Source organism: Companilactobacillus pabuli, assembly GCF_014058425.1.
In the GTDB taxonomy this organism is placed as follows: domain Bacteria; phylum Bacillota; class Bacilli; order Lactobacillales; family Lactobacillaceae; genus Companilactobacillus; species Companilactobacillus pabuli.
The window spans coordinates 1127728-1154191 of sequence record NZ_CP049366.1 but is presented as its reverse complement, the minus strand read 5'-3'; the positions used below and the strand labels follow the sequence as shown (position 1 = coordinate 1154191).

Annotated in this window: 26 protein-coding genes; 21 read left to right on the top strand and 5 right to left on the bottom strand. The window is 33.8% G+C overall.

The annotated features are described in order from the left end of the window. Positions 1-178 precede the first annotated feature (178 nt). From G6534_RS05520 to G6534_RS05510, 3 genes are read left to right on the top strand one after another with little or no spacing between them, the layout of a single operon-like run. Positions 179-2299: a hypothetical protein gene (locus G6534_RS05520; RefSeq protein WP_182083237.1), complete on the top strand. Its 2121-nt coding sequence runs from the start codon at positions 179-181 to the stop codon at positions 2297-2299. 51 nt (positions 2300-2350) lie between these two features. Beyond that, entirely contained in the window at positions 2351-3709 is a 1359-nt protein-coding gene (locus G6534_RS05515; RefSeq protein ID WP_059073878.1) for a hypothetical protein, read from the top strand. Next, a complete protein-coding gene (locus G6534_RS05510; RefSeq protein WP_182083236.1) occupies positions 3699-5831 on the top strand; it encodes a hypothetical protein in 2133 nt (710 codons plus the stop codon). Before G6534_RS05515 ends, G6534_RS05510 begins: the two co-directional genes overlap by 11 nt. Positions 5832-6223: 392 nt before the next feature. Here the strand turns inward: G6534_RS05510 and G6534_RS05505 are convergent, their stop codons facing one another. Continuing rightward, on the bottom strand, positions 6224-6658 hold the full coding sequence (locus G6534_RS05505) for a GNAT family N-acetyltransferase (protein ID WP_059073875.1): 435 nt from the start codon (positions 6656-6658) through the stop codon (positions 6224-6226). 218 nt (positions 6659-6876) lie between these two features. Further along, a complete protein-coding gene (locus tag G6534_RS05500; protein WP_059073874.1) occupies positions 6877-8097 on the bottom strand; it encodes a M20/M25/M40 family metallo-hydrolase in 1221 nt (406 codons plus the stop codon). Positions 8098-8191: 94 nt separating this feature from the next. Here G6534_RS05500 and G6534_RS05495 point away from each other — a divergent pair, with 94 nt between their 5' ends. Further along, positions 8192-8365 carry a hypothetical protein gene (locus G6534_RS05495; protein WP_161936638.1) on the top strand — a complete coding sequence of 58 codons (174 nt, stop codon included), beginning with the start codon at positions 8192-8194 and terminating at the stop codon, positions 8363-8365. A gap of 35 nt (positions 8366-8400) precedes the next feature. Here the strand turns inward: G6534_RS05495 and G6534_RS05490 are convergent, their stop codons facing one another. After that, positions 8401-8580: a hypothetical protein gene (locus G6534_RS05490; RefSeq protein WP_057816109.1), complete on the bottom strand. Its 180-nt coding sequence runs from the start codon at positions 8578-8580 to the stop codon at positions 8401-8403. A 156-nt stretch (positions 8581-8736) separates the two neighbouring features. Here G6534_RS05490 and G6534_RS12275 point away from each other — a divergent pair, with 156 nt between their 5' ends. Then, a complete protein-coding gene (locus G6534_RS12275) occupies positions 8737-8868 on the top strand; it encodes a hypothetical protein (RefSeq protein WP_268750969.1) in 132 nt (43 codons plus the stop codon). A gap of 46 nt (positions 8869-8914) precedes the next feature. On the opposite strand, the gene G6534_RS05485 is transcribed toward G6534_RS12275, so the two are convergent. Next, complete coding sequence (locus tag G6534_RS05485) at positions 8915-9421, bottom strand: aminoacyl-tRNA deacylase (RefSeq protein WP_059073872.1); 507 nt, start codon at positions 9419-9421, stop codon at positions 8915-8917. Positions 9422-10033: 612 nt separating this feature from the next. Here G6534_RS05485 and G6534_RS05480 point away from each other — a divergent pair. The 10 genes from G6534_RS05480 (at position 10034) to G6534_RS05435 (ending at position 18108) form a co-directional block, all read left to right on the top strand. Further along, positions 10034-10207 carry a hypothetical protein gene (locus G6534_RS05480; RefSeq protein ID WP_182083235.1) on the top strand — a complete coding sequence of 58 codons (174 nt, stop codon included), beginning with the start codon at positions 10034-10036 and terminating at the stop codon, positions 10205-10207. 100 nt (positions 10208-10307) lie between these two features. Then, positions 10308-10709, top strand: coding sequence for a hypothetical protein (locus tag G6534_RS05475; RefSeq protein ID WP_059075124.1), 402 nt, complete (start codon positions 10308-10310; stop codon positions 10707-10709). Between the two features lie 64 nt (positions 10710-10773). Then, positions 10774-11691: a 50S ribosomal protein L11 methyltransferase gene (gene prmA, locus G6534_RS05470; RefSeq protein WP_059075123.1), complete on the top strand. Its 918-nt coding sequence runs from the start codon at positions 10774-10776 to the stop codon at positions 11689-11691. Continuing rightward, positions 11672-12421 (top strand): RsmE family RNA methyltransferase, encoded by a 750-nt coding sequence (locus tag G6534_RS05465; protein ID WP_059075122.1) that lies wholly within the window; start codon positions 11672-11674, stop codon positions 12419-12421. The genes prmA and G6534_RS05465 overlap by 20 nt, the downstream gene beginning before the upstream one ends. Before the next feature lie 10 nt (positions 12422-12431). Beyond that, a complete protein-coding gene (locus G6534_RS05460; protein WP_059075121.1) occupies positions 12432-12770 on the top strand; it encodes a hypothetical protein in 339 nt (112 codons plus the stop codon). Positions 12771-12858: 88 nt separating this feature from the next. Beyond that, the gene (locus tag G6534_RS05455; RefSeq protein ID WP_182083234.1) at positions 12859-15090 is read left to right on the top strand and encodes a RelA/SpoT family protein; all 2232 of its coding nucleotides are present in this window, start codon (positions 12859-12861) and stop codon (positions 15088-15090) included. A gap of 3 nt (positions 15091-15093) precedes the next feature. Then, positions 15094-15531: a D-aminoacyl-tRNA deacylase gene (gene dtd / locus G6534_RS05450; RefSeq protein WP_059075119.1), complete on the top strand. Its 438-nt coding sequence runs from the start codon at positions 15094-15096 to the stop codon at positions 15529-15531. A 1-nt stretch (position 15532) separates the two neighbouring features. Continuing rightward, positions 15533-16156, top strand: coding sequence for an HAD-IA family hydrolase (locus G6534_RS05445; RefSeq protein ID WP_059075118.1), 624 nt, complete (start codon positions 15533-15535; stop codon positions 16154-16156). 44 nt (positions 16157-16200) lie between these two features. Next, positions 16201-16599 carry a hypothetical protein gene (locus G6534_RS05440; protein ID WP_059075117.1) on the top strand — a complete coding sequence of 133 codons (399 nt, stop codon included), beginning with the start codon at positions 16201-16203 and terminating at the stop codon, positions 16597-16599. Between the two features lie 93 nt (positions 16600-16692). Then, entirely contained in the window at positions 16693-18108 is a 1416-nt protein-coding gene (locus G6534_RS05435) for an MFS transporter (protein WP_182083233.1), read from the top strand. 22 nt (positions 18109-18130) lie between these two features. On the opposite strand, the gene G6534_RS05430 is transcribed toward G6534_RS05435, so the two are convergent. Then, the gene (locus G6534_RS05430; protein ID WP_082666990.1) at positions 18131-19441 is read right to left on the bottom strand and encodes an N-acetylmuramoyl-L-alanine amidase family protein; all 1311 of its coding nucleotides are present in this window, start codon (positions 19439-19441) and stop codon (positions 18131-18133) included. Positions 19442-19765: 324 nt separating this feature from the next. Here G6534_RS05430 and hisS point away from each other — a divergent pair, with 324 nt between their 5' ends. The 6 genes from hisS to G6534_RS05400 all read left to right on the top strand — a co-directional run bounded on the left by hisS (position 19766) and on the right by G6534_RS05400 (position 25916). After that, positions 19766-21037, top strand: coding sequence for a histidine--tRNA ligase (gene hisS / locus G6534_RS05425; protein WP_059075115.1), 1272 nt, complete (start codon positions 19766-19768; stop codon positions 21035-21037). A 2-nt stretch (positions 21038-21039) separates the two neighbouring features. Further along, on the top strand, positions 21040-22809 hold the full coding sequence (gene aspS / locus G6534_RS05420) for an aspartate--tRNA ligase (protein ID WP_059075114.1): 1770 nt from the start codon (positions 21040-21042) through the stop codon (positions 22807-22809). Between the two features lie 222 nt (positions 22810-23031). Continuing rightward, positions 23032-23475 carry a peptide-methionine (R)-S-oxide reductase MsrB gene (msrB, locus tag G6534_RS05415; RefSeq protein ID WP_059075113.1) on the top strand — a complete coding sequence of 148 codons (444 nt, stop codon included), beginning with the start codon at positions 23032-23034 and terminating at the stop codon, positions 23473-23475. Between the two features lie 44 nt (positions 23476-23519). After that, positions 23520-23993: a peptide-methionine (S)-S-oxide reductase MsrA gene (msrA, locus tag G6534_RS05410; protein WP_235586407.1), complete on the top strand. Its 474-nt coding sequence runs from the start codon at positions 23520-23522 to the stop codon at positions 23991-23993. 77 nt (positions 23994-24070) lie between these two features. Further along, positions 24071-24949, top strand: coding sequence for a YitT family protein (locus G6534_RS05405; RefSeq protein ID WP_059075111.1), 879 nt, complete (start codon positions 24071-24073; stop codon positions 24947-24949). Between the two features lie 70 nt (positions 24950-25019). Continuing rightward, positions 25020-25916 carry a deoxyribonuclease IV gene (locus G6534_RS05400; RefSeq protein WP_059075110.1) on the top strand — a complete coding sequence of 299 codons (897 nt, stop codon included), beginning with the start codon at positions 25020-25022 and terminating at the stop codon, positions 25914-25916. Positions 25917-26464: the final 548 nt, after the last annotated feature.

Genomic DNA, 26464 nt, shown 5'->3' with positions numbered 1-26464 from the left:
TTTGTAAATCCAGAGAACGAATTCAATATAATGAATATTGTTATTTATATAGAAAACGCTTACTATGATGATAAATATAAAATAGAACACGTGTATTCATGAATGAAGTGTGTCATTATGTGCAGAATTATGACAACATATATAATACTTTTTTAAATTTGAAGGGGAATTAAAAATTATGAATATTGAAGATCATGAAAAAATTTTTGATCAACTTAGTAAAAATGAAAACCATGGTCGTTTAGCTGTATTGAATGCACCTACAGGATGTGGTAAAAGTTATAGTGTTATTGATTTCTTATGTAATCATGCAGTAAAAAATCAAAAATTCCGAGCTTTTTTTGTAACTGATCAGAAAAAGAATCTATCTTTGGATCTCTTTCAAGAGTGTTGGACAAATCAAAAGAACGTCGTTAGCAATTTGACCATTCCTTTTTATAAAAAAGTGGCAACTATTCGCTCACTCACTGATACGGTCCGCTTATTGATTAATGATTTTGAGAATAAAAATATTCCTAATTTAATAAGAACACCAAATTTAGAAAAAGGATTTGATGATTTAAGGGACAGTTTTAATTTGTACGAGATTATTCAAAATCAGAATTCAAACTCCATAAATGGATGGTATGACTTGGAGAAAGCGGAGCTTGCTTTTAGAAAAATACTTGCAAAAGAAATAGCTTTGTTAGGACACATTGAACAATATGGATTCGAAAATAAAGAAAGCCAGAATAGTATTCGAGAGTTTTTAAGAAAATCGCCACAAAATTTACAAAAATGGATTTATAAAATATATCCAACAATAGATCTTCAAAATTACCAAATATTTTTATGTACAACAGATAAATTCATAAGAAGCTATACACCTTTCTTTAATGCGGATAGTAAATTGTTTCTATACTCGGACATAATTAAAAATAATTTGGTAGTATTAGATGAATTTGATAGTACTAAATCACGAATTTGGAATAAGTCTTTAAATGATGCATTAACGATTAAAGTAGATTTATTAACTCTATTTGATATCATCTATCAGGGTCTAAAAAGAATTGATGAAAATGTACCTCAACAATTAAAGGACATTTTGACTAAAGATAATTCAAATTTACATTATCTTAATATTGCTAAGGATTTGAATAAAGAGTTTAAATTATCTTATTTATATAAAATAAAAGGAACGGTAACGCCTAATACATTTGTTATACATACACCAGTTAATACTATATTAAGTAATAAAAATTATTGGTACAGTCATTTCATCGAGAAAAAGAAGCAAGTTATTGTCGATAATAAAAAGGATAACAATTTACGTTTTAATAGCATGCTTAGTCGAGTTTCTAAATTTATTAAGAGTTTTAACCAATATATTTTAAATTGTGCAAGACAATATATGAGTGAAAGAAATAGTACGGTTAATTCGCTAGATAGTGCAATAAACCAAGTGGACGCTTGTTGGACTATTTATCGTGCTCTTAGATTAGATGATAATCAGATTAAAATGTTAATGAATTCATCATTAAACGGATTGACACAAACAATTAAATCTAATTCTAAACTTGAAAGTATAGACAATTCTCACGAATTTCAAAAAAATGGTCTTGAATTATATAGATTTGTTAATTCTGAACAGCATGATTTACAAACAGAAATTAATGCTTCATTTTTGTCTATCACTGCGGAAAACTATCTTTTAGAATTAGTAAGCAAATGTATGGTTTATGGGCTATCAGCAACTGCTTCCATACCTACAGTATTGGATAATTATGATCTTAATTATTTAAAAGAAAAATTAAATCACAATTTTATAGATGGAAGAAATTGTTTAACAACTGATACAAAAAAAGAATTTGATTATGACAAAAGATATAAAGAACATGGGATAAGTGTCAATTGTGAAATAGTAGGAATGTACGATAATATCAAAGATCTTTTAAAAGATAGATTAAAAAATAAAAACGTCAAGATAGATTGGAATAAAATTCGAGAAATAGACTCAGACTTTAAAAAGATTCAGAATAAAATTGCTATAAATGGTAAAAAAGAAGTAAATTATTTTAAGCAAAGATACATGTCTTTATTTGAAAGTTTTGTTTATTTTCTTTTAGATTCTAATTTAACATCCTTTTTGGGATTACAGTCAAAATTACCCGATAAAACAGAATACATGTCACAAAAATTAATTCAACAGGTATTTGATGTGCTATCTGATCAATTATGCGAGTCCCGAAATGTAAAATTATGTTTTATTTCTAATACAAATGGCGATATTCAAAATCAATTGCAGGAATCTTTAAATTAGTCTTCCAAGGGAAAAAGAACGTATTTATTAAGCGCATATCTTTCTATTGGTGTGGGTCAAAATCTTCAACATAATATAACGTATAGTGAAAAAGAGCGATGTGAATGCATTGCGTTTGATAATGTAAGTAAAAATGATAAACGATTAAAACAGATTGATTTAGGAGGTATTTACTTAGGAGACGTCACACATGTTTTAACTAAGGTAAATGATTTTCAATTAAACCTTGATTTTTTGAAATATATTACCGAATTAGAGTATTTAAGAGATGCTGATGAGATAGGCCCAAAAGAATTTGAAAAGCAAATTTTATATTTGCAGCAAGAAAACTTGTTTATTAAAGGATTAAGAATGATTCCTAGTAGAGAAGCTAGTTATACGAAAGTTATTATTCAGGCTTTAGGAAGAATGAATCGTACTTTTAACAAAATTAAACAGCCTTTAGTGCTTGCCCACAATAGCGTTGTAAAGTCAATTAGTTATTTAGGATTGAATCATAATCTTTTTAGTCCTGAGTTTAAAGCATTGATGAATGAGAAAGATGGATTTGTAAAAAATATTCAAATTGATCAAATAAATATAAAAAAAGAGAATTATACTTCATATACGTTACGTGACAACAACCAACTTGTTTCCGGTTTAAAGAGTAATAATGAAAGGTTGATTGAAGAATACAAACGAATCCGAAGAAATTTATTATATTTTCCTACAATTTCGTCAGATGATCTAAAAAGATTACAAAGTAATTCAAATAGATGTTTACAGTATTTAGAGAATCCCGAAGAAACGGATAATTATTTTGTGAAAATTGAATCTTTAGAAAAAGGTATTTTTGAATTTGATCCTGATATAAATGATGGGGGTATATTTGAGGTATCTTCTGCCAATTCAGGATTAGATGATATCTTGAAGTATGAAGGTATGACAGATTTTTTCAATCAAAATGGATATGCAACTTACTGGAAGAAAAATAAATATATTATGAATCCTATTCAAAATATAAATCTTTATAGTGGCGTTTTAGGAGAAGTAGCCGGAAAATTTATTTTAGAAAAAGTTTTGAAGACTAAGTTATTAAATTTCGAAGATATTAGAAATATTGAATTGTTTGATTTTAAAATTTGGAATAAAAATATCGCTATAGATTTTAAAAATTGGAATTTAGGCCATATGGAAAATAGAGAAAAAGCTTTAAAAAAAGTGGTCTATAAATTAAATAAATTGAGTAAGAATACAGGAAATCCCTGGAAGGTCATTATCATTAATATATTTAAAAATATAAATTCTAAAATCACAGTAACTGCAAATAACCGAATTATGGAGATACCGGCATTGATAAATCATAATGGTCAATTGGTTTTAAATTCAGATATGAAAAAATTGATTGGAGAATTTCTAAATGAAAAATAATGAAATGGTGCGAATCAACGAATTAACTTTTAAATTTGATGAAATTGCTTTGACTAGGGATTTTGATTTGGTTCATGTTTCGGTAAGAGATTACAATAATATTTCTTTATTTTGGAATATCATTGATAAAATGGATATTCTCGCTGTTACTTGTATAAAGAATTTAAAGTATGCAATTCTTTTAAAAAAAGGCAAATTTAAAAATCCAAAAAATGTTGACGGTATAGTTTTTACTAAAGCTAGTTTTACATATTTTGATAAATCAGCTCGAATTTATCGAAATAATATATTGCAATTGTTTTTTAATCAACTGTCAGATGATACAGAATTAATTCCGGAAAAGAATAATACTGTTGATTTATTTATTCATAAAACAAATTGGGACAATGTTTTGAGCAATGGGATAAAACAAATTTATGCTTTAAAAATTAAAATTAATTGGAAAGAAATGCTGGTTGCAAGTGTTGTTACTTTTACGCAAAATTTAAAAGAAGATTCTAAGACAGAGCTATTTTATCTTAATAAGGAACGAGGAGTAATAGGGCGTGATTACCATAAGAAATCAGCGGAATCATATAAAATTGGAAATTTAATGGGTAAAAATTTAGTAGATTTTATATCACTGATTGGTTTGAAAGATTATGAACAAAGTAAAGTAGGCATTGTTAATAATTTGTTAAATAATATGCGTGATTATTTTGGACAATATTTTATTCAAATACCTTCTTTGAAGGACATACCTACAATGTTTGATTTTGAAAAACCAAAATCGCGAGAAAAAAATATTTGGAATTATTTTAAAAATTCAGAAATAAATTTATATTTTGATGAGAAAAATGAAAAACTTAAGGACTTGGGAAATCAGGTTATTTGTGGTTATAGGCGTAGTGAAATTCTAAATGCACATGATATAGATATAGTTAAAAATGATTATTCGAGCGATGGATTAAATATACAAGTTATTAGAGATGTTCGAAAAGATGATACGATACCAGAAGAATATGAATTGGGAATTAGAAAAAAAATAATTCAACATATTTCTCCTGATGGTTTTGGAGAGATGGACTATAAAGGAAAGAAAGTGAAATGGGAATTTGATGATAAGAAAGATATTGCGGATGACACAAGGGTGATTAATCTTTTTCAAAACTTAGCCATAAAGCAAGATTTAGTTAATAAAAGAATGGATTTGGTCAATTCTGATTTAATTGGTTTAGTTAGCAAATATCAATTTTTCTTTTTTGATTTTTCTATTAAAAATAAAGTGATTGTAGATGAATTGATTATTTCGAAAGATCGAAAAATGCACTTTATTTCAAAAAGACTTAATCCAAGTAAACTTGATTTAAGTGATGAATTATCATTGGTTTACTCCTTTGTTCAAGAGAGAGAGAAGCTAAAACATTTTTATCCTGATCAAATAGAATGTGTTATCAAGGTAAGGAAAAACTATATCTTAATTGTTCAAACAGAGATGCAAGTACTGCCAATGCAAGAGATAATTGCTGAACGTGAGAAAAATGCTGATATTAATCGAAAGCTCAGCAAGAAGAGAGCTATAGAGAATTTAAAATATCTTGATCATCAAATAATCCATAGTAATAATAGGGATTATGCCAGTAGTGATTTGCAAGTAATGATTGATTGTATAAATGAATTGGAAGGGCCAATTATAACTGTCGGTGAAATAAAAAAAGAATTTAAAGTTAAAAAGCAAATATCTTTTAGAAAGAAGAGCTTTAGACGAATTTGTAACGATTTAGAAGAATTGTTTGGATATACATACAATTCTTCCACTCTCCAAACTAAACCAAATTCTTTATTTCCTGGTTTCAAGGGAATAGGTTTAATAAATAATAATGATGATTTTTATTATTATGTTGGTGGCGAAAAGAGTTTGAAACAAAAAATTAGTCGGGCTATTCGTTTTAGAAAAATTATAGCTTTAACGGGTAGTGATGATTTAATTGTTACTGTATTTCCAGATTTAGCGGAATTAATGAGTGTTAAATTTGTTCGAAACGGTCAATATACTGTTTTGCCTTTTCCAATCAAATACTTACGTGAATTTTCAGAATATCAAAAGAGATTATCTGAGATGAATCGTCAGAATGATTTATAATCAACAAAGCAACATTTATATAAAAAGATTTGAGATTGATTAGGTTTCAAAATTTTTTTAAATGTTGGATTGACGCAAGCATATTTACAGGTGAACTCATAATATGAGACTATTTAGTTGAAGGGTTTTATTAAAAGCTAAATTATTAGTAATTAATTGTACAGAAGGAGAAATATTTTTATGAAGAAAAAAGTGGTTCAAATAACTTTATTTTTCTTCATTTCATGCTTAGTAATAATATCGATTCCAATTGCATTTCATTTCGGAATGCTGTATTTGATAATTACAATTTTGTTGATTTTATTAGGTCGATACATCATACGTTAGTTAATGATATAAAAAAAAAAGAGTAGCTTGTCCGATTTTGAAAAAAGGGTAAGTTGCTCTTATTCTTATTTATTCCACCATTTAATATAATTGATTTCCTTTTTTCGGATTTCATAACCGTGTTTTTCATAAAATTTATGACCTGAATCACGCTCAAATCCAGAGACCAGTCTAATTCCCATACTGCCATCTTCTTTGGCCCACTTTTCAGCATGTTCAATCAATTTTGAACCAATGCCTTCATCTTGGTGATCTCCATCAACTGCAAGAGTGATAATGTTCTTAAGGCTTTCATGATATGTGTTCTCGTAATCACTCATTTGAATGTAGCCGAGTACTTCAGTATTAGAAACAGCCACAAATATTTTTGAATTGGGTAAGGATAAAATCTTTTTAAGTTGTTGAATTGTTTTGTCCAATGGAAAATGATAATCCAAACTACTGATATTTATTTTTTGTATAGCAGGTGCATCGTCTAAAATGGCTTCTCTTATAATCATACTTTCACCCCATCAATTATTTTATTAGGGAATATAATACACCCTAAAAAGAAAGATTTGGATGAGAAATTTAATACTGATTATATGAAATTAATTAGATTATCTTGAATCTTCTATTAAGGGATAGAAAAAAGCATCATCCAGCAATCAGAAATTGGATGATGCTTTTTCTAAATTTTTTTTACTTATTTTACTTATTCTACTTTAACCATTACACTTTATGCAAAAAAACGACGAGCCATAGTCTTATAAATATCAATGTACTTCAAGTAGTCGTCTTCGAAGACAAATTCGTTAACTTGATGAGCACTTTCATTACCAGGGCCAGCGACTACAACGTCCAAATCAGGATTAGCTTCAACAAATTGTGAAGCATCTGTACCACCAGGGGCACCGACAGCTACAATGTTTACACCGAGAACATCTTTGTAACTGGCTTTAACTAATTTAATAAAGTCGGAATCGAGTTCTGTTTTGACAGGCAAGTTACTGCTCAAAACTTTGAGTTCCAATTTCATTCTTGGGTCAGCTTGATTTAATTTGTCAATCAAGTCTTTGATATCAGCAATCACTTTATCATTTGTGTATTCAGGGATTGTTCTAATTTTAGCAGTCAATTCAGCATAGTCAGGGATGGTATTTTCTTGATTACCACCGTTCATAACCGTAACTGAAGGCTTTGTGGAACCTAAAACATCGTCTTCAAATTTAACTAAATCTGTGAAGTATTCTTTTTGTTTATTGAAGTAAGTAACTAAGTTGTCTAAAGCGTTGATTCCCATTTCTGGCATTGAGCTATGAGCTGCACGACCGCGAGAAATCACTTTGTAAGTTACTGAACCTTTGTGGGCACAAAAAGCTGCCATACGTGTTTCTGGTTTTTGACCATTAAGTTCGATCAAACCAGCATGAATCAATTGCTCCATAGCTAAACGAGAAGTAGAATTACTTGGCTCACCGACAACGATAGCTTTAACATCATTGACGTAACCTTCCTTAGCTAATTTAGTAGCGCCTAGTTCACCGATTTCTTCACCAACTGTGACTAGGAAACGTAGATTGCCAGTAAAATCAGGATCTTCATTTAATTCGATCATGGTTATGGCCATACCGGCTAGTCCACCTTTCATATCAGATGAACCACGACCGAAAATTTTGCCATCGATATGTTTGGGATTAAATGGACCATAATTCCATTCATCATCGTTTACAGTTGAAACAACGTCAGCGTGACCGGTCAAACCTAGGATTGGGCCGTCGCCTTTTTTGATGTTAGCAATCAAATTGAAACGATTGTCGTCATATTTGTTCAATTCAGTTTCAATACCATGTTTGTCTAAAAGTTCTTTTAGATAGTTGGCTACTTTTTCCTCATCACCATTTACAGTTTGCAATTTGATTAAATCATCTAAAATACTGAGTCTTTGTGCTTTGTCCATTTTTACCCTCCGAGATAATGTATAATAATTAAAAAAGCTTTACTCTTTATTCTAATATTTTTTTGGTGAAATTAATAATGAAAGGTTGTATGAGATGAATTTATTGATGAAGATGGACCGTTGGCTTGGGGTTTTATTATTAGTTGTGGCAGTTTTAGGATTCATATTTAATTGGTTCAGCAAAAGCAATTTAATTTCTGCGGCTGTAGCTGGGGGAGTTCTTTTATTGATTTCTGCAACAGCTGATATCGATAAGCCGAGCAAATAAAAACCACTGACGAATATTGTCAGTGGTTTTGTCATTTAATTTACTTTTTTACGACCCTCAGGGGTGTACTTGTTCTTTTGGTGTCTCTTGTATAGATAATAGATACCACCGATGATTGCTAAGATCACGACCAAAGGAAGTATGACATGGATAAAGATTGAGAATAATAGAAGGGCAATAAAGAAGCCCAAAACGTATTTCCAAATGTTGTTCATCGAATTCTCCTTTTTTATTTGTGATTTAATTTTTATTCATAACTGTGATATTGTCAAGCTAAATACATTTTGGTTGACTTTAGCTGATATATCTAATAGTATATATCTAATCGCTACCTCTTAGATACACGGAACATAAAGGAGGTGTGAATAATTATGAAGTATAGAATCATGTTAGATCTTAAAGATCAATTATTCACAGCAGTTGATATTAAAGACAGTAATAACTTTGGTAACGGTACAACCATTGAACAAGCTATCAATAATTTAAAGAATAAAGCTGCATAATAAAAGAAATAGGAGTCTCAATGATTAAATTCATTGGGATTCTTTTTTACTCTGGATTATCAACTGCAAAGTCACCAAACGATGCATTAACAACTTTAGCTAATTCATGTGGTTCAATCAATAAAGATTGTCCGATTTTACCCGCTGAAACGATAATCTTTTCAGCCTCATCAGCTTCTTTTGAAAAGTAAATTGGATAATTGTGTAGTGAATGGATTCCAACTGGACTATTAGCACCATGTTCAAAGCCACTAGTTTTGACTAGATCTTTTAATGGAACCATACCGACCTTTTTATTACCGGAGATTTTGGCTAGTTTCTTGTAGCTCAAATGTTTATCTAAAGGCAACATACCAACTAAAGGACCAGTCTTATTACCAGTCAATACAAGCGTTTTATAAATTTTGTAGCCATCACGAGAATTTTTGTCAGTAACTAATTCTTGGGTATCACCATCAGCTTCTGTTTCAAAAGTCATAGGTTCATAAGTTACTTTTTCCTTATCGAGAATTTTTTCGACTAACGTTTTTTGAATTTTCTTTTTTTTGCTCATTTTTATGTCACCAATCCTTAAAGCTTGGTTTTTCTGAATTTTGGTCAGTTTTATGCTGCCGTCGTCCGTTCGGCTTTGTGGACGCTGGAACGTACTGGGCACAACTTGAAGCTAATTCCAAAATCGGGAATCATCTCCAAGCTTGGCCTTTCACTAAGCGATAAATCGCTAAGTGAAATTTCAGTACTGAGCATCCACAAAGCTGTCACTCCCGACTAGATAGTGTCTTTTATTTGTTACTCCAGTGATAAAAAAACAGAACCACTATCTAGTCCGGAATAGCAAAGAAAATTGGCTCAGTAGTGAAATTATTCTTAGCAACTTGTTGCTTAGAATAAGGCCGAGTTTTGAGATTTTGCGCACTTTGCAAAAGCTCAAAATCGTGCCCACTACGTTCCAGCCAAATTTTCTTTGCTATGGAGGACGGAATATTACACTAACCACAATATAGAAATAACCTAAAATTTAATATTTACTTAATATATAATAACAAAGCTATCACTATTTAAAAGTAAATTACTCTTTGGCATCAAAAAATAATTTATTTTTAAGTATCTTAAGCACGGTTGTTATATAATAATGAGCGTTACAACAGGATAAGGAGCGATTAATATGAGTCTTTTTAAGAAACGTCAAGAAGATCCTGCCGAGAATGATTTTAGTAAAATTTCTCAAGAAATTAAGAATAGTCCTAAAAAATTGTCTGAGGCTCAGAAATTATTTAAAAATAATGAATCTTTAAGAAAAAAGGTCGTTGATACTAAGGAACAATCTGAAGATAAATAGATTGTTCTTTTTTTATTGTTTTAACATTATTTTAAACTAATACTATTCATAACTTAAAACGTATGATATAGTATTAAAAAAAGAAATGGGGTGTTGCATTATGACAGCAATGACTAGTAAATATCGTATTTTGGAGACTAACGTTTTGTTAGAAAGATTCGTAACTTACAATGAGGTTTTTTCAGAATATTTAAAGACAATCAAAATTATTGAGCGTGGTGAAGCACTTCGTTATGAAACCTATGGGCGTTTGATTGATAACTATATTCGAAATATCAAACAATTCATTAAATTGTGCAATTCATATTTGGCTAAGTACAAATTAGAAAACAGTTTAGTGGCTGAAAAACTTAATAATTACTTTTTGGACTTGATGGGGGCAATCAGTTGTATGGATCCGGAAAGTGAAACAGTCGACCACGGTAGTTTAGAGTTGGCTCAATCTCGAATTAAGGAACGACAAACAGAATTTATCAATTCAATTAACTTTTTCATCAAATAAAGGCGGTAACGTCTTTTTTTTATGCCATAATTTTAGTAATCTTATTAATAATGGAGGAACGTCTATGATTTGGAAAAAAGTAACAGTCGCTATTCCTAATGATTTCGATCCTGAAATTATTTCGGATGTATTTATGCGTGTCGGTGCCAATGGTACTGAAATGGTCGATGATGAAGACCAATCAATCAAAACAAAGATCAATTCTTATTTTGATGAAAACAATTATAATGAAGCAATTTTAAATAATTTGAAGACTCAATTAAAAAAATTACCTGAATTTGGCTTTGATATTACTGGTGTAGAAGTTTCAGTCAGTGAACTTGACGACAGCAGTTGGGAAAATGAATGGAAACAATACTATCATCCAGTGAAAATCAGTCGTTATTTGACGGTTGTTCCTAATTGGGTCGACTATCAACCAAGTCATTCAGATGAACACATTGTTGTAATGGATCCGGGTAAGTCTTTTGGTACGGGAACTCATCCAACAACGTATTCTTGTATGCAAGCTTTGGAATTGATTCTAGGCGATGCAAAGTCCTTGTATGATGTTGGTACTGGTTCTGGAATCCTTTCTATTCAAGCTCGTCAATTGGGCGTTAAAGACATAAAAGCTTTTGACCTTGACCCTGAAGCTGTTTTAGCTGCTAAAGAGAATATTAAGTTGAATCCAGGCTGTGAAGATATCGAAGTATTTGAGAATTCACTTCTAGATGGAGTCGATGGTAAAGTTGACGTTATCGTAGCGAATATTTTAGCTGATGTGATTCAACAATTTATTCCAGACATTGACCGTCATCTAAATAAGAACGGTTTTGTCGTCTTATCTGGTATCATTAATGAAAAGGAAGCGTTGATCACTAAACAAATGGAAGAGATTGGCTTTGTTGTCTTAGAAGCTTTCCATTTGAAAGGCTGGTCAACCTTAATTTGTAGAAGAAAAGAAGAGTTCGAGGCAGAAGATGGAGCAATACTTCGTTAAACAAGAAATTACTACTAATAATTTAATAATTGATGACCAAGAAATATTTCGTCATGCTATCAAAGTTTTACGTCACAATACAGGTGATGTGATTTATTTGGTCGATCCGAGTGAAAAGTTGTTTGAAGCAACGATTGCAAAAGTTGATACTGAAGAAAAACAATTCCAAGTTGACTTGAAACTGTTGGATTGGACAAGTACAGAGTTACCAATTGACGTAACCATTGCTTGTTCGTTGTCTAAGAAGGATAAAATCGAATGGATCACACAAAAATCAACTGAATTAGGTGCTAAAACGATTATTTTCTTCTCATCTAAGTATTCAATTATGAATTGGAAGAAAAACGTCATTGAAAAGAAGGTTTCTCGTCTGCAAGAAATCGCTAAAAATGCAGCCCAACAGTCAAAACGCCGGGTGATTCCAGAAGTCATCTATTTAAATTCTTTGAAGGATTTAGTTGATTACAAGAAAGAAACCAATTTAGTAGCTTATGAAGAATCTGCTAAACAAGGTGAAATGAGTCTTTTGGCTCAGACTTTAACTCAAAATCCTAAGTCGATTTTGTGTGCTTTTGGACCTGAAGGTGGTTTTGCACCAGATGAAATCGATTATTTGAATCAAAATGATTTTTTGTCTGTCGGTTTAGGACCAAGAATCATGCGAGCCGAAACAGCCCCCATGTACTTCTTATCAGTGCTATCATATAAGTATGAATTAACGGTAAAATGAGGAACGAATCGTGAAAAATATTTGGAACAAAGTTGAAAAATCAAAAACAACTTATATTGCATTAATCTCTATCATATTGGTTTTTATTATGCCAATACTATTTAATCTTTTCCATTTAGGAAGAACTAACCGCATCGTCTGGTTATTCTTCGTCATTAATATCTTATTTGCTGGCTTCATCGGTTGGTTCTCGAGAAAATATGAATTATCATTTTATAATTTAGTCATTTTTCCGGTTATCTTCGTGATCAGTGTCTTTGTTAAATATGGACGATATGGCTACTTTTTGGCAGGAATTTATTTAGTTTTAAGTATTTTAATTTATTTCTTATTTGAAAAAGAAAAATAAATGGTAAAATTTTGCTAAAGTAAGCATAATAGTAAGTAAAGAGAAGCACTCGATGAGTGCTTTTTATTGTAACGGGGTGAATATTTCTATGAAAAAAAATAATATGGACTATACGCCAGAACAGGTACTAGATATTTGTCGCGGCTATATGAATGATGAACACGTGGAGTTTGTGAATAAAGCTTATAATTTTGCGGCTTACGTACATAAAGAACAAAAGCGCGCTACGGGTGAGCCTTATATAATTCATCCTACACAAGTAGCCCAAATTTTGGCCTCGTTACATATGGACCCATACACGGTTGCTGCCGGTTATTTGCATGACGTGGTTGAAGATACCAACGTTACTTTAGGGGACGTCAAAGAATTATTTGGTGACCAAGTAGCAACGATTGTTGATGGCGTCACAAAAATCAGTAAGTACAAATACCATTCACATCAGGAATTATTAGCTGAAAATCACCGTAAAATGTTGTTAGCAACTGCTAAAGATTTACGTGTCATCATGGTCAAATTGGCTGATAGATTGCACAATATGAGAACTCTAAAGGCCTTACGTCCAGATAAGCAACGTCGAATTGCCAATGAAACTTTGGAAATCTATGCACCATTAGCTGACCGTTTAGGTATCAGTAAGATCAAGTGGGAACTAGAAGACCTTTCATTGCATTACATCAACCCACAACAGTATTACCGGATTGTTCATTTGATGAATAGTAAACGTGATCAGCGTGAAGCTTACATTGCCGAGGCTATCGATTACATCAAGAAAAATGTCGATGCTTTAGGAATCAAATACGACATTTACGGTCGTCCAAAGCATATTTATTCAATTTATAAGAAAATGCGTGACAAACATAAGCAATTTTCCGAATTGTACGATTTGCTGGCCATCCGAATCGTGGTTGACTCTGTCAAAGACTGTTACGCTGTTCTTGGTTCAATTCACTCTAAGTGGAAGCCAATTCCTGGTCGTTTCAAAGATTACATTGCGGTACCAAAGGCTAACGGCTATCAATCATTACATACGACTATCATCGGACCTGGTGGTCAACCACTAGAAGTTCAGATTAGAACTTTTGAGATGCATCGAGTTGCTGAATATGGTGTTGCTGCTCATTGGGCTTATAAGGAAGGTAATTTCGAGGGAGTTCACTTAGATGACAATGAACAAAAAATTGATGTCTTTCGTGAAATTTTGGAATTACAGGAAAACTCTGACAACGCTTCTGATTTCATGAAATCTGTCAAAGGTGAAATTTTCAATGATCGTGTCTATGTCTTTACCCCTCAAGGAGAAGTTATCGAATTGCCAAAGGGTGCCGTGACACTAGATTTTGCTTACCAAGTCCACACAGAAGTCGGTAACCACTCAATCGGTGCCAAAATCAATGGCAGAATGGTGCCTTTGAATTATCAACTAAAGAATGGCGATATCGTCGAAATGTTGACGAACTCTAATTCTCAACCAAGTCGTGACTGGGTCAACGTTGTCTTCACATCTAGAGCTAGAAATAAAATCAAGCGTTACTTTAGAACAAAAGATCGTGAAGAGAACATCGTTTTAGGTCGTGAAGCGGTTGAAAACGAATTTAAGAATCGTTCATTATCGAGTAAAAAATATCTTGATAAGAAGCATCTAGAAATTGCCATGAAGATTTTTAACTTTACGGATACAGATGAATTGTTCAATGCGGTCGGTTATGGGGAACTTTCGCCAATCAACGTGGTTCACAAGTTAGTTAGTGAAGATCCTGATCGCAAAAAAGAAGCTGAGAAAAAAGAGCTTGAAGAACAGGTCATTACTGATACTGAAGAAACTGCACAGCCTAAATCTGATAGTCCTAAGTTAAAGAAGGAACGTAATAACGGCAACAATAGTATTTCTGTTCAAGGAATTGATAACTTATTGATTCGTTTAGCAAAATGCTGCAACCCAATTCCTGGAGACAAGATTGTCGGATATATTACTAAAGGTCGTGGTTTAACAATTCATCGGGCTGATTGTCCTAATGTTCAGAGTGAAGAAGCTAAGCGTCGTTTTATCGATGTCAGCTGGGATAATGTCACTAAGGAAAAACGCTATACAGCAGAATTGGACGTTTATGCTTTCAACCGGAATGGTTTGATCAATGAAGTTTTACAAGTAATTAATTCGAATACAAATACTTTAAACAATGTTATCGGTCGTTTGGATAAAGAAAAGATGGCTATCATTCACGTAAGTATTGGTGTTAATAATAAGGAACATTTGGATAGCATTATTTCTAAATTGAAGAATATTCCTAACGTATATGAAATAAAGAGGACGGTAGCTTAGTTTATGAAAGTAGTAATACAACGAGTATCGGAAGCTAAAGTTTCTGTTGATGAAAAGACACTTGGTCAAATTGATCAAGGTCTTTGTTTGTTAATAGCTTTTGCTGATGAGGATACTGAAGAAACACTCGAGTACATGGCACGGAAGATTGCCAATATGCGCATCTTTTCTGATGCTGATGATAAAATGAATTTATCAATTAAAGATGTCGATGGAAAAATCCTATCTATTTCGCAATTTACTTTGTATGCAGATACGAAGCACGGAAATCGTCCTAGTTTCACTGGAGCCGGCAATTTTGAAGCTTCTAGTCGCAAGTATGATCATTTTAATGAATTGCTAAGAGGATACGATTTAACTGTTGAAACTGGCGAATTTGGAGCTGATATGCAAGTATCACTAACCAATGACGGACCAGTAACTATTTTAATGGAGAGATAAGATGAAAAGTATTGTTTGGGACTTTGATGATACGATTGCTAACAGTTACCCAGGGATCGTCTCGGCGACACAAAAATCCCTGCGCGAAAACTTTGGCATTAGTTTATCAAAGGATACAATTTTTAAAGAATCTAAAAAGACTTCTGTTCGTAAATTTGTAACAGGGTTATTAGGGGATCAAGATGACGTTGAACAGGCAGTCAAAGTTTTTTATGCCTCTTATTATCGTTATGAAAAAGAATACCATGACAAGATAACCTTGATACCGCACGTCTTAAAAGAGTTAAAGTACTGTGATAGTAAGCATTATATCCAATTTATCATTACACATCGTGATCAATCGATTTATGATTTGGCTAAGACGCTTGGTATTGAGCATTTTTTCAAAGAAATTATCAGTGTTGAAGACGGCCATAAGAGAAAACCGGATTCAGAAATGCTGAACTATTTAATTAAGAAGTACGGTTTAAATAAAGACGACTTGTGGGTCATAGGTGACCGAAAAATTGATGTCGACTTTGGACAAAGCGTTGGTGCACATACAATTCTTTTTAATTCTGAAAATGTTGACTTTGAATATGAACATAAGGTTAGCGATATTACTGAGATCGAACAAATTATCTAAATGTGATATGATTATGACCTTACAAGAATAATTGAGGAAAATAAATGGATAATAAACTAGTAAAACTAACTTATGACCAAATTGTAGCGATACATTTGGCAATCAATGAAAGTGAAGAAATTACTTTAAGCGAGAAACGTTTGCAAAGTAATCTAAACTTTTTGAATCAATTTGAAGATTTGCAATGGTATGCCACACATTTGGTATGTACGATGATTGTTGATGATATCTTTGAAACTGACAATGAAGTAACTACTGTAGCTGTGTTGGATTATTTCTTGCACCAAAATGGTTATGGACTTGATATGACTAAAGATGTTGATAGAACAACATTACATGGCTTGATTAAGACAATCAAAGAGTCTGATAAACTAGAAAAAGACGATTTACAAAATATTCGTGGCGTTTTGTCCACTTGTATTCATCCAGTAAGTGCTGATTAATTTCAGTGCTTTTTTTTTCGGAATAAATTTGCTTAAAGTATCCAAAAAAGTTTAGTATTAAAAATGTATTTTTTTTATGAGAGAGGCAAAATTATGAAAAGTAAACATAATATTTTGACACTCTTTGCGACCAGTTTCATGTCGTTCATGCAGTTATTGGATGCTTCAATCGTCAATGTTGCGATTCCTAGCCTGACAAAAGATTTACATGTACCAATGAACCGAGCCGAATGGATCGTGTCAGTTTATTTAATTATGATTTGTATGCTGCTGTTATTTTGGGGAAGAATGGCAGATCAAATCGGATATATTAAGATTTTTCAGATGGGGACAGTATTTTTTACATTAGGTTCATTGATTTGTGCCTTAAGTCCAAGCCTATACTTATTGTTGATAGGACGTGTTGTCCAAGGATTTGGAGCTAGTATGAGTATGGCCACGAATATTGGAATCATTGCGATGATTTTTCCGATGCATCAACGTGGGCGTGCCTATGGAATTAACAGTATTATTGCTCAATTAGGTAATATTTCTGGACCAGGCTTGGGAGGCTTGATTTTAGGAGTTTTATCTTGGCATTGGATTTTTATTATAAATATTCCAATTGGAATTATTGTTTATATTTATGGACGATTCATGTTTCCAAAAGAAAAACGTCGTTCTAAAGCAATTGCTTATGATTGGACTGGTTTAGTCACGTATTCGATAGCAATTGCCACGTTCTTTATTAGTATCTTTATGGGACAAGATATTGGTTTTGGTAATAGGAATGTTTGGTTGATATTTATTGTTAGTTTAGTCTTCTGGTTATTCTTCTTCTATGTTGAAAATCATAAGGAGGAACCATTGATCAATTTGAAGATATTCAAGATATCTCGATTAACTTTAAGTTTAGTGAGTGCTTTGATCGTCTTTTCAATTGGTTATTACGCTAATGTAATTATGCCGTTTTATTTAACTAATTTCCGTTCACTAAGTACTTCATTAACGGGATTGATCATGATGGCAATTCCATTTGCTAACGTGATTGCGGCACCGATTGCAGGTTATTTCACTGATAAATACAATGCAGCTAGTGTTTCAATTTTTAACTTGTTCATCTATGCAATACCAATTGTTTTCTTGACTTTAATATCTGGTAAAGAAAATTTAGTTATCTTTACGTTCATGTTGCTGTTCTTAGGAGTCGGTAATGGTGGCTTTCAAAATAATCCAATGATCATGGGTTATGCACCTCAGGAATATCAAGGAATTGCCGGTAGTTTAGCAGCTTTGTTTAGAAATCTTGGGATGGGTATTGGTGTCAGTATAGCGACAACTAGCTTGTATTCAGGGATGAGTTTTAAAGCTGGCAAACAGATTGCATATTATCCAACAAGTCATCCAAGCTGGTTTTTAAATGGGATGCATTTTGCTTATTTGACAGCCTTAGGCTTGTTGATTTTGGCAATAGTTTTAGTTTATTCAATTCATAAAATAGATAAAAAAGAAGCTCTAAGTAAGAGATAAAATCTTACTCAGAACTTCTTTTTTATTTAAAGTATTCTTTCAAGCCATTAGTTACATCAGTCGCAACTTGTTGTTTATATTTAGCTGAATTGATGTATTTATAATCAGATTTGGAATTGATATAGCCTAGTTCGATTAAGACAGATGGTTGACTGTTATAGTGCAAGACGTAAAGGTCTTTTTGAGCAGTACCACGGTTGCCAATGGAGAGACTCTTTAGCTGACTATTTAAGTCATCGGCCAATTCGCCATCTTTATTTTTATTGTAGTAGTAAGTTGTCAAACCAGAACCGGCATTTGCTTGGGCACTGGAGTCAAAGTGCAAACTGATAAATGCGTCGGCTTGAATCTTACTAGACAAACGAGCTCTTTGACCAAGTGACTTACTGTCATCGCCTGATCTAGTTAAGACTACACGTGCACCAGTTTTTTCAAGTTGTTGCTTGATAGCTTTGGCGTAGGCGAGGGTAAAGTTCTTTTCATAGGTATTCTTCTTGGATTCAGCACCGGAATCATCGCCACCGTGTCCAGGATCAATTACGATCGTGGCTTCAGAAATATTAGTAGCAGCGGATTTAACGGCACTCTTAGTACCGGAAATAGTTACGACCCAACTAGCAATGTATCCAACTGAACCATCGGAATCACGAACTTTATACCATTTACCATCTTTACCAAGATAATCAAATTGTTTGCCGACTTTAGCCGTCTTTACAACACGACCATTTTGATTAGGCTCAATCCTTAACTTGGTACTAGGTTGGGTAACGGTAACTTTTTTAATATCGTTGTCGGATGAATTAGCAGAGTCAGAAGCGTTAGTTGAACCTGATGTCTTATCGGTACCTTGAATAAAGCTTGATTTGACCCAACCAGCAGTACCACTATACAAGATTTGTGTCCAGTCTTGTTCTTGATACATGATTGTGACTTTTTGCGATTGTTCAATTGTACCTAGAACGTCACTATTGGCATCGGCATTCTTGAAGACAGTCGTATTGGGAACCTTGACGATTCCAACTTTATTGGTTGCCGAACTAACTTCCGTGTTATCGATCAACCAGCTGGCGACCCAGCCAATTTTATCTCCAGATAATCTTACTTGATACCATTTATTCTTTTCGTCTAGGATGGCTAGTTTGTCACCCTTTTTAACTTGGCCCATATTGGCGTAGGAAAGACCGGGCCCAACACGAACATTGACGGAGTCAGACTGAACGACAACAGCATTGGCACTTGCTAAAGCCACTGTCGACCAACTAGACAAGGCGAGTAATAACAAAATGGCAAGAAGAATCCGGTTCTTCATAAAAAAAGTTTTTATTTTTTTCATTTGACTGATTCCTTTGCTGTCTAATTACTGACAATTGTATATCCTTATTTTACTGAATAATAGTTCAACTTGAAAGAATATAATGATATTTTATTCCCAAAACTTGACATTTCTCATGTTTTTGGTAGTTTATATGTATATTGCAAATCAAATGAGATTGTTTTACAGAGAGTCTGGCTGCTGAGAACAGATGACAATTATTTGTGTGACGTTACTAAATCGTTTGGCAGGCGTTAACTGCAGCAACAAAACTAGGTGGTACCGTGCAAAAATGCACCCTTGTCTTATTTGGACAAGGGTGTTTTTTATTTTAAGGAGGATTTTATGCGTTATCAAAAACCAAAGGGGACCATGGATATTTTGCCTGGCGAATCAAGCAAATGGCAATACGTGGAATCTATCGCAGCTGATACATTTAATAAGTATCGTTTTTCAGAAATTAGAACACCAATCTTTGAATCATACGACGTCTTTGAAAGATCATCAGGTGACACATCTGATATTGTTTCTAAAGAAATGTATGATTTTCACGACAAAGGTGACCGACACATTGCTTTAAGACCAGAAGGAACAGCCGGAGTCGTTAGAGCTTTCGTAGAAAATAAACTTTATGGTCCAGAACAAATCAAGCCATACAAAGTTTGGTACAAGGGACCAATGTTTAGATATGAACGCCCTCAATCAGGTCGTCAACGTCAATTCCACCAAATCGGAGTTGAAGCTTTTGGTTCTGATTCACCAGAATTAGACGCTGAAATTATTTCAGTTGGTTTGGAATTCTTGAATCGTTTGGGTATTAAAAATTTGAAGGTTGCTTTGAATACTCTAGGTGATCCAGAATCACGTGCTGCTTATCACAAAGCTTTGGTCGACTATTTCACACCATTTAAAGATCAACTAAGTGATGATTCAAAGGTTCGTTTGGAAAAGAATCCTTTGCGAATTTTGGATAGTAAAGATGCTGGCGATAAGAAAATCGTTGCTAATGCACCTTCAATCTTGGACTACTTGAATGAAGCTTCAGAACAACGTTTTGAGTATCTCAAGGGTCTTTTGGATGACTTGGATATCAATTACGAAGTGGATTCAACAATGGTTCGTGGACTTGATTATTATAACCACACAATTTTTGAATTCATGGTAACTGATCCAGCCTTTGACAATAAAGAAATTACTGTCTTGGCTGGTGGTAGATACAATGGCTTAGTTGAAGAACTAGGTGGACCACAAACCCCTGGTATTGGTTTTGGATTAGGTGTTGAACGTTTAATGCTTCTTCTTAAAGATGAAGATTTACCTATTCAAAATGGTTTGGACGTTTACTTGGTCACTATTGGTGAAAAAGCTGAACGTGCCTCAGTCAAAATTTTATCTGACTTACGTAAAGCTGGATTTAGTGCAGACAAAGATTATCTTCAAAGAAAAATTAAAGCTCAATTCAAGACAGCTAATAATTTGAATGCTAAGTATACTGTAACTATTGGTGACAGTGAATTAGAAAACAAGACTGCTAACGTTAAGAATATGGAAACTACTGAACAAGTTAGTGTTTCATTGGATAACTTAGCCGAAGAATTGAAAAAAATCGAGGGATAAACATGGAAGAAAGAACAGATTATTGTGGCAACATTACTGAAAAATATGTTGGCCAAAAAGTATCTTTAGATGGTTGGGTTCAACGCCGTCGTGATTTAGGTGGATTGGTCTTCGTCGACCTTAGAGATTACAAAGGCATCGTACAGTTAGTTTTCAATACTGATCACCAAGATGTCTTAGATATCGCTGAAACATTGCGTTCAGAATACGTTATTAATGTTTTGGGTACTGTTAGACTTCGTGGTGAAGGTGCTACTAACGACGACATGACAACTGGTAAAGTTGAAGTTGTTGTTGAAAAAGTTGAAATCCTTAACAAATCATTGACACCACCATTTGAAATCAAAGATGGTATCGACTCTTCAGAAGAAACAAAATTAAAGTATCGTTACCTTGATTTACGTAGACCTGAAATGCAAAAAGCTATCAGAACACGTGCTCAAATCAAGCATTCAGTTAACGAATACTTGTACGAAAATGGTTTTATCGATATTGAAACACCAAACCTAACACCATCAACACCAGAAGGTGCTCGTGATTACTTAGTACCTTCACGTGTTTATCCTGGACGTTTCTTCGCACTTCCACAATCACCACAATTGTTCAAGCAACTATTGATGGTTGGTGGATTTGACCGTTACTTCCAATTGGCTCACTGTTTCCGTGATGAAGATCTTCGTGGTGACCGTCAACCAGAATTTACTCAAATTGACCTTGAAACTAGTTTCATGAACCAAAAAGAAATTCAAACTGTTACTGAAGGCCTTATTGCTCGTGTTATGAAGGATGAAAAGGGTATCGAAGTTAAGACTCCATTCCCAAGAATCAACTGGGATGACGCTATGCACCGCTTTGGTTCTGATAAGCCTGATGTTCGTTTCGGTATGGAACTACAAAACTTAAACGATGTCTTCAAAGATACAGAATTCAAAGTCTTCAAGGGAACTATCGATAATGGTGGTCAAGTTAAGGCTATCGTTGTTAAAGATGGTGCTGACAAGTACTCAAGAAAGAATATTGAAAGCTATCAAGAGTACATCAAGCGTTTTGGTGCCAAAGGACTAGCTTGGGCTAAGTTCAATGACAACGAATTGACTGGTGGTGTATCTAAGTTCATCAAGGCTCAAGAAGCACAATTAGTTTCAACACTTGGTCTTGAAAACAATGACTTACTATTATTCGTTGCTGATAATAAGAAGGTTGTTGCTGACTCATTAGGTTACTTGAGAAAAGCTATTGCTAAGGAACAAAACTTGTATGATCCTAAAGAATTTGCCTTTATCTGGGTCGTAAATTGGCCATTGTTCGAATATGATGAAGGAATCCAAAGATGGACTGCTGCTCACCATCCATTTACAATGCCAAATGAAGAAGATGTTCATTATCTAGATGATGGTGAAGATCCTCACAAAGCTTATGCTCAAAGTTACGATATCGTTCTAAACGGTTACGAACTTGGTGGTGGTTCAATCCGTATTCACGACTACAAGATTCAAGAAAAGATGCTTAAAGCTTTGAACTTTACCAAAGAAAAAGCTTATGAACAATTTGGCTTCCTATTGGATGCTTTGCAATACGGTTGTCCTCCACATGGTGGTTTGGCTATTGGTTTGGATAGATTTGCTATGTTACTATCAGGCAAAGACAATATCCGTGACGTGATTGCATTCCCTAAAAATTCAAACGCCACAGAACCAATGACACACGCTCCACTTGAAGTTTCAAAACAACAATTAGATGATCTTGGAATTGAAGTTAGCAAGAAAGACTAATTAATTAGATGATATTTAAAAACAGTTTTATCAGGGATGTATTTTACCTCTGATAGAACTGTTTTTTTATGGAATTTAAATTAAATTAAAATTAGAAAACAATTTAAATTGTGCACAATTGAGCATGGCTATCACTTGAGACTGTAAGTTTATGAGCAGAGTGGTGGAATTAATATTCGAAAAGTTTATACTAGTTAATATAAATTCAGAAGGAGTGATTTTATGTCAAACGAATACAAGAAGGATTTAACTGACTTAAATGATGAGGAGTACCAAGTAACTCAACATGCTGCCACAGAACGTCCTTTTAGTGGAAAGTACGATGATTTCTACAAAAAGGGTATCTATGTTGATATTACTAGTGGTGAACCACTATTTTCTTCAGCTAAAAAATACGATGCTGGTTGCGGTTGGCCATCATTTAGTGAACCAATTGCTAAATTAAAGCAAAAACGTGATACCAGATTAAGTCGTGAAAGAACTGAAGTTAGAAGTGAATCAGCTGACTCTCATTTGGGCCACGTCTTTACTGATGGACCAGAAGAATTGGGTGGATTGAGATATTGTATCAATTCAGCTGCTTTAAAATTCATTCCTTATGATGAAATGGACGAAAAAGGCTACTCAGATTACAAAAAATACGTTGACGAAGGAGATGCTGACTAGTGGCTAAAGAAACTGCTATTTTTGCTGGAGGTTGTTTCTGGTGCATGGTTAAGCCATTTGATGAACAACCAGGAATCATTTCAGTTGTGTCTGGATATTGTGGCGGTCACGTCGATAATCCAACTTACGAACAAGTTTGTACCGAAACTACTGGTCATGCTGAATCTGTAGAGATCACTTTTGATAATGATGTGATTTCTTATCAAGATTTAGTTGAAATTTATTGGCAAGTGGCTGATCCAACTGATGCTATGGGTCAATTTCAAGATCGTGGCGATAGTTATCGTCCAGTAATCTTTTACCAAAATGAAACTCAAAAAGAAGTTGCTGAAGCATCTAAAAAGAAACTAGCTGAGTCAGGAGAATTTAGTGACCCTATCGTAACTAAAATTCAGCCTGCTACTAAGTTTTGGCCTGCTGAGGACTACCACCAAGACTTCTACAAAAAGAATCCTTTACGCTTTGAAATGGAAGAGAGCGGCGGTCGAGCAGAATATATCAAAAATCATCGTAAATAGCTCGAAAAAGTCTGAAAATACTAGGATTTGTGCTAATATGTTGTAAGTAACTTAAGACAATTAGGAGAAATTTTAGTATGGGTGAATTAGATAAGCTGATCGAAAGGCATCAGTACTTATCCAAAATTTCAGTAGCATTTCTATATTCCATCGCGGTATCTGTAGCGGTTAACATGTTTTGGACACCGGGTGGAATTTATGGTTCAGGAGTAACTGGTGCTGCGCAATTAATTTCAACAATTTCACATCGGTGGTTTCCATTCGACATTTCAACAGCGATTATGTACTTCGCATTGAATGCACCGTTATTCGTACTTTCTTGGCGAAAAATTGATCACAAGTTTACCATTTTTACGGTTATTGCGGTTGCTTTAGCCAGTACGATGATGCACTTGTTACCACCAGTCAAGATTACAGCTGATCCTTTAGTCTGTGCCATTTTTGGTGCGGTAGCTAACGGTTTTGGTACAGGAATGGCTTTGAGAAACGGTATTTCCACTGGTGGAATTGATATTTTAGGAATCATTTTGCGTAAAAAAACCGGTAAGAGTGTTGGTACGATCAACATCATGTTCAATGTGTTTATCGTTGCTTGCGCGGGATTCTTATTCGGTTGGGTCCACGCTTTGTACAGTGCGGTCAGTATCTTCATCAACGGACAAGTTATTGATATGATTTATAACAAGGATCAAAAACTGCAAGTTATGATTGTTACTTCTAAACCTAAAAACGTTATTACACAAATTCAAAATGAAATGAGACGTGGTATTACTATCGTTCATGACGCTGAAGGTGCTTATAAACATGAAGAGAAGACGATTCTTTTCACAGTTATCTCACGTTCGGAATTGCATGATTTAAGTACGGCAATGTCGTTGTCTGATCCGCATGCTTTCGTTAGTGTTACGGATACGGTCAAAGTCATGGGTAGGTTTTATCAAGCTCATATTTACTAAAGCGAGGTCAAAAGGCTTCGCTTTTTTGTATGCTATACTTTATTTGATTTTTAAATATGGAGGGATACGGATGATAATTGGTTCACATGTGGCGATGAAGGCCCCTAAAATGCTTGCAGGCTCTGCTAAGGAAGCTCATAGTTATGGTGCTAATGCGATGATGATTTTTACTGGTGCTCCTCAAAATACTCGTCGTAAAGATGTTTCGGAGATGAATATACCTGAAGGTCAACGTCTATTGGAGATGTATGGCATTAAAAATATTATCGGTCATGCGCCTTATATTATTAATTTAGGAAATACTTTAAAACCTGATAAATTAGAATTTGGCATCGATTTTATGCGTGGTGAGATCAAACGTTGCGATGCTTTAGGAATTCAGGCACTTAGTTTTCACCCCGGTGCTCATTTAAAACAAGGACCTGACGTTGCTTTGAAACAAATTGGTCAAGCTTTGAACGAAATAATTGATCCTAATCAAAAGGTTTCAATTGCAATTGAGACGATGGCCGGTAAAGGTACTGAAGTGGGAACAAGTTTCGAACAAATCGCTCAAATTTTTGATAATTGTGCGCAAAACGATAAATTGTCTGTCACAATGGATACTTGTCACATGAGTGATGCTGGTTATGATGTCAAAAACGATTTTGATGGTGTATTGAATGAATTTGATCATATTATTGGTTTGGAGAACCTATCAGTTATTCATCTAAACGATTCCAAGAATGAACGTGGTTCACATAAAGACCGCCATGAAGACATCGGTTTTGGTACGATTGGTTTTGATGCTTTGAGTTATGTGGCTCACCACCCACAATTGAAGAATATTCCTAAAATTATGGAAACTCCATATGTTAAACGGGATGAAAACGACAAAAAGGGAATTGCTCCATTTAAGCCAGAAATTGAAATGCTTTTGGCTAATAAATTTGACCCAGAAATGAAAGAAAAACTAATTAATGCATAGAAAAAAAGAGTCCGATTCCACAAGGGCTTCTTTTTTAAGTTAGGTTAGTTTAGGATTCCGTCCTCCATAGCAAAGAAAATTTGGCTGGAACGTAGTGGGCACGATTTTGAGCTTTTGCATAAACCAAGTGCGCAAAATCTCAAAACTCGGCCTTATTCTAAGCAACAAGTTGCTAAGAATAATCTCACTATTGAGCCAATTTTCTTTGCCATTCCGGACTGAATAGTGATTTTCAATTTTTATAGAATCAAACAAATAAGCATCTATTCAGATAATGGTAGCCACATTAATTGACTATATCTGAATAGATGCTATTTTTAATTTTGAGTTGTTTAAAATAAATAATAAAAAACGTTTTCCCGTCGGGAGTGGCAGCTTTGTGGATGCTCAGTACTGAAATTTCACTTAGCAATTTATTGCTTAGTGAAAGGTCAATCTTGGAGATGATCCCCGGTTCTGGAATTAGCTTCAAGTTGCGCCCAGTACGTTCCAGCGTCCACAAAGCAGAACGGACGACGACATCTAGCAGTAACCTAACTTAAGAAAGA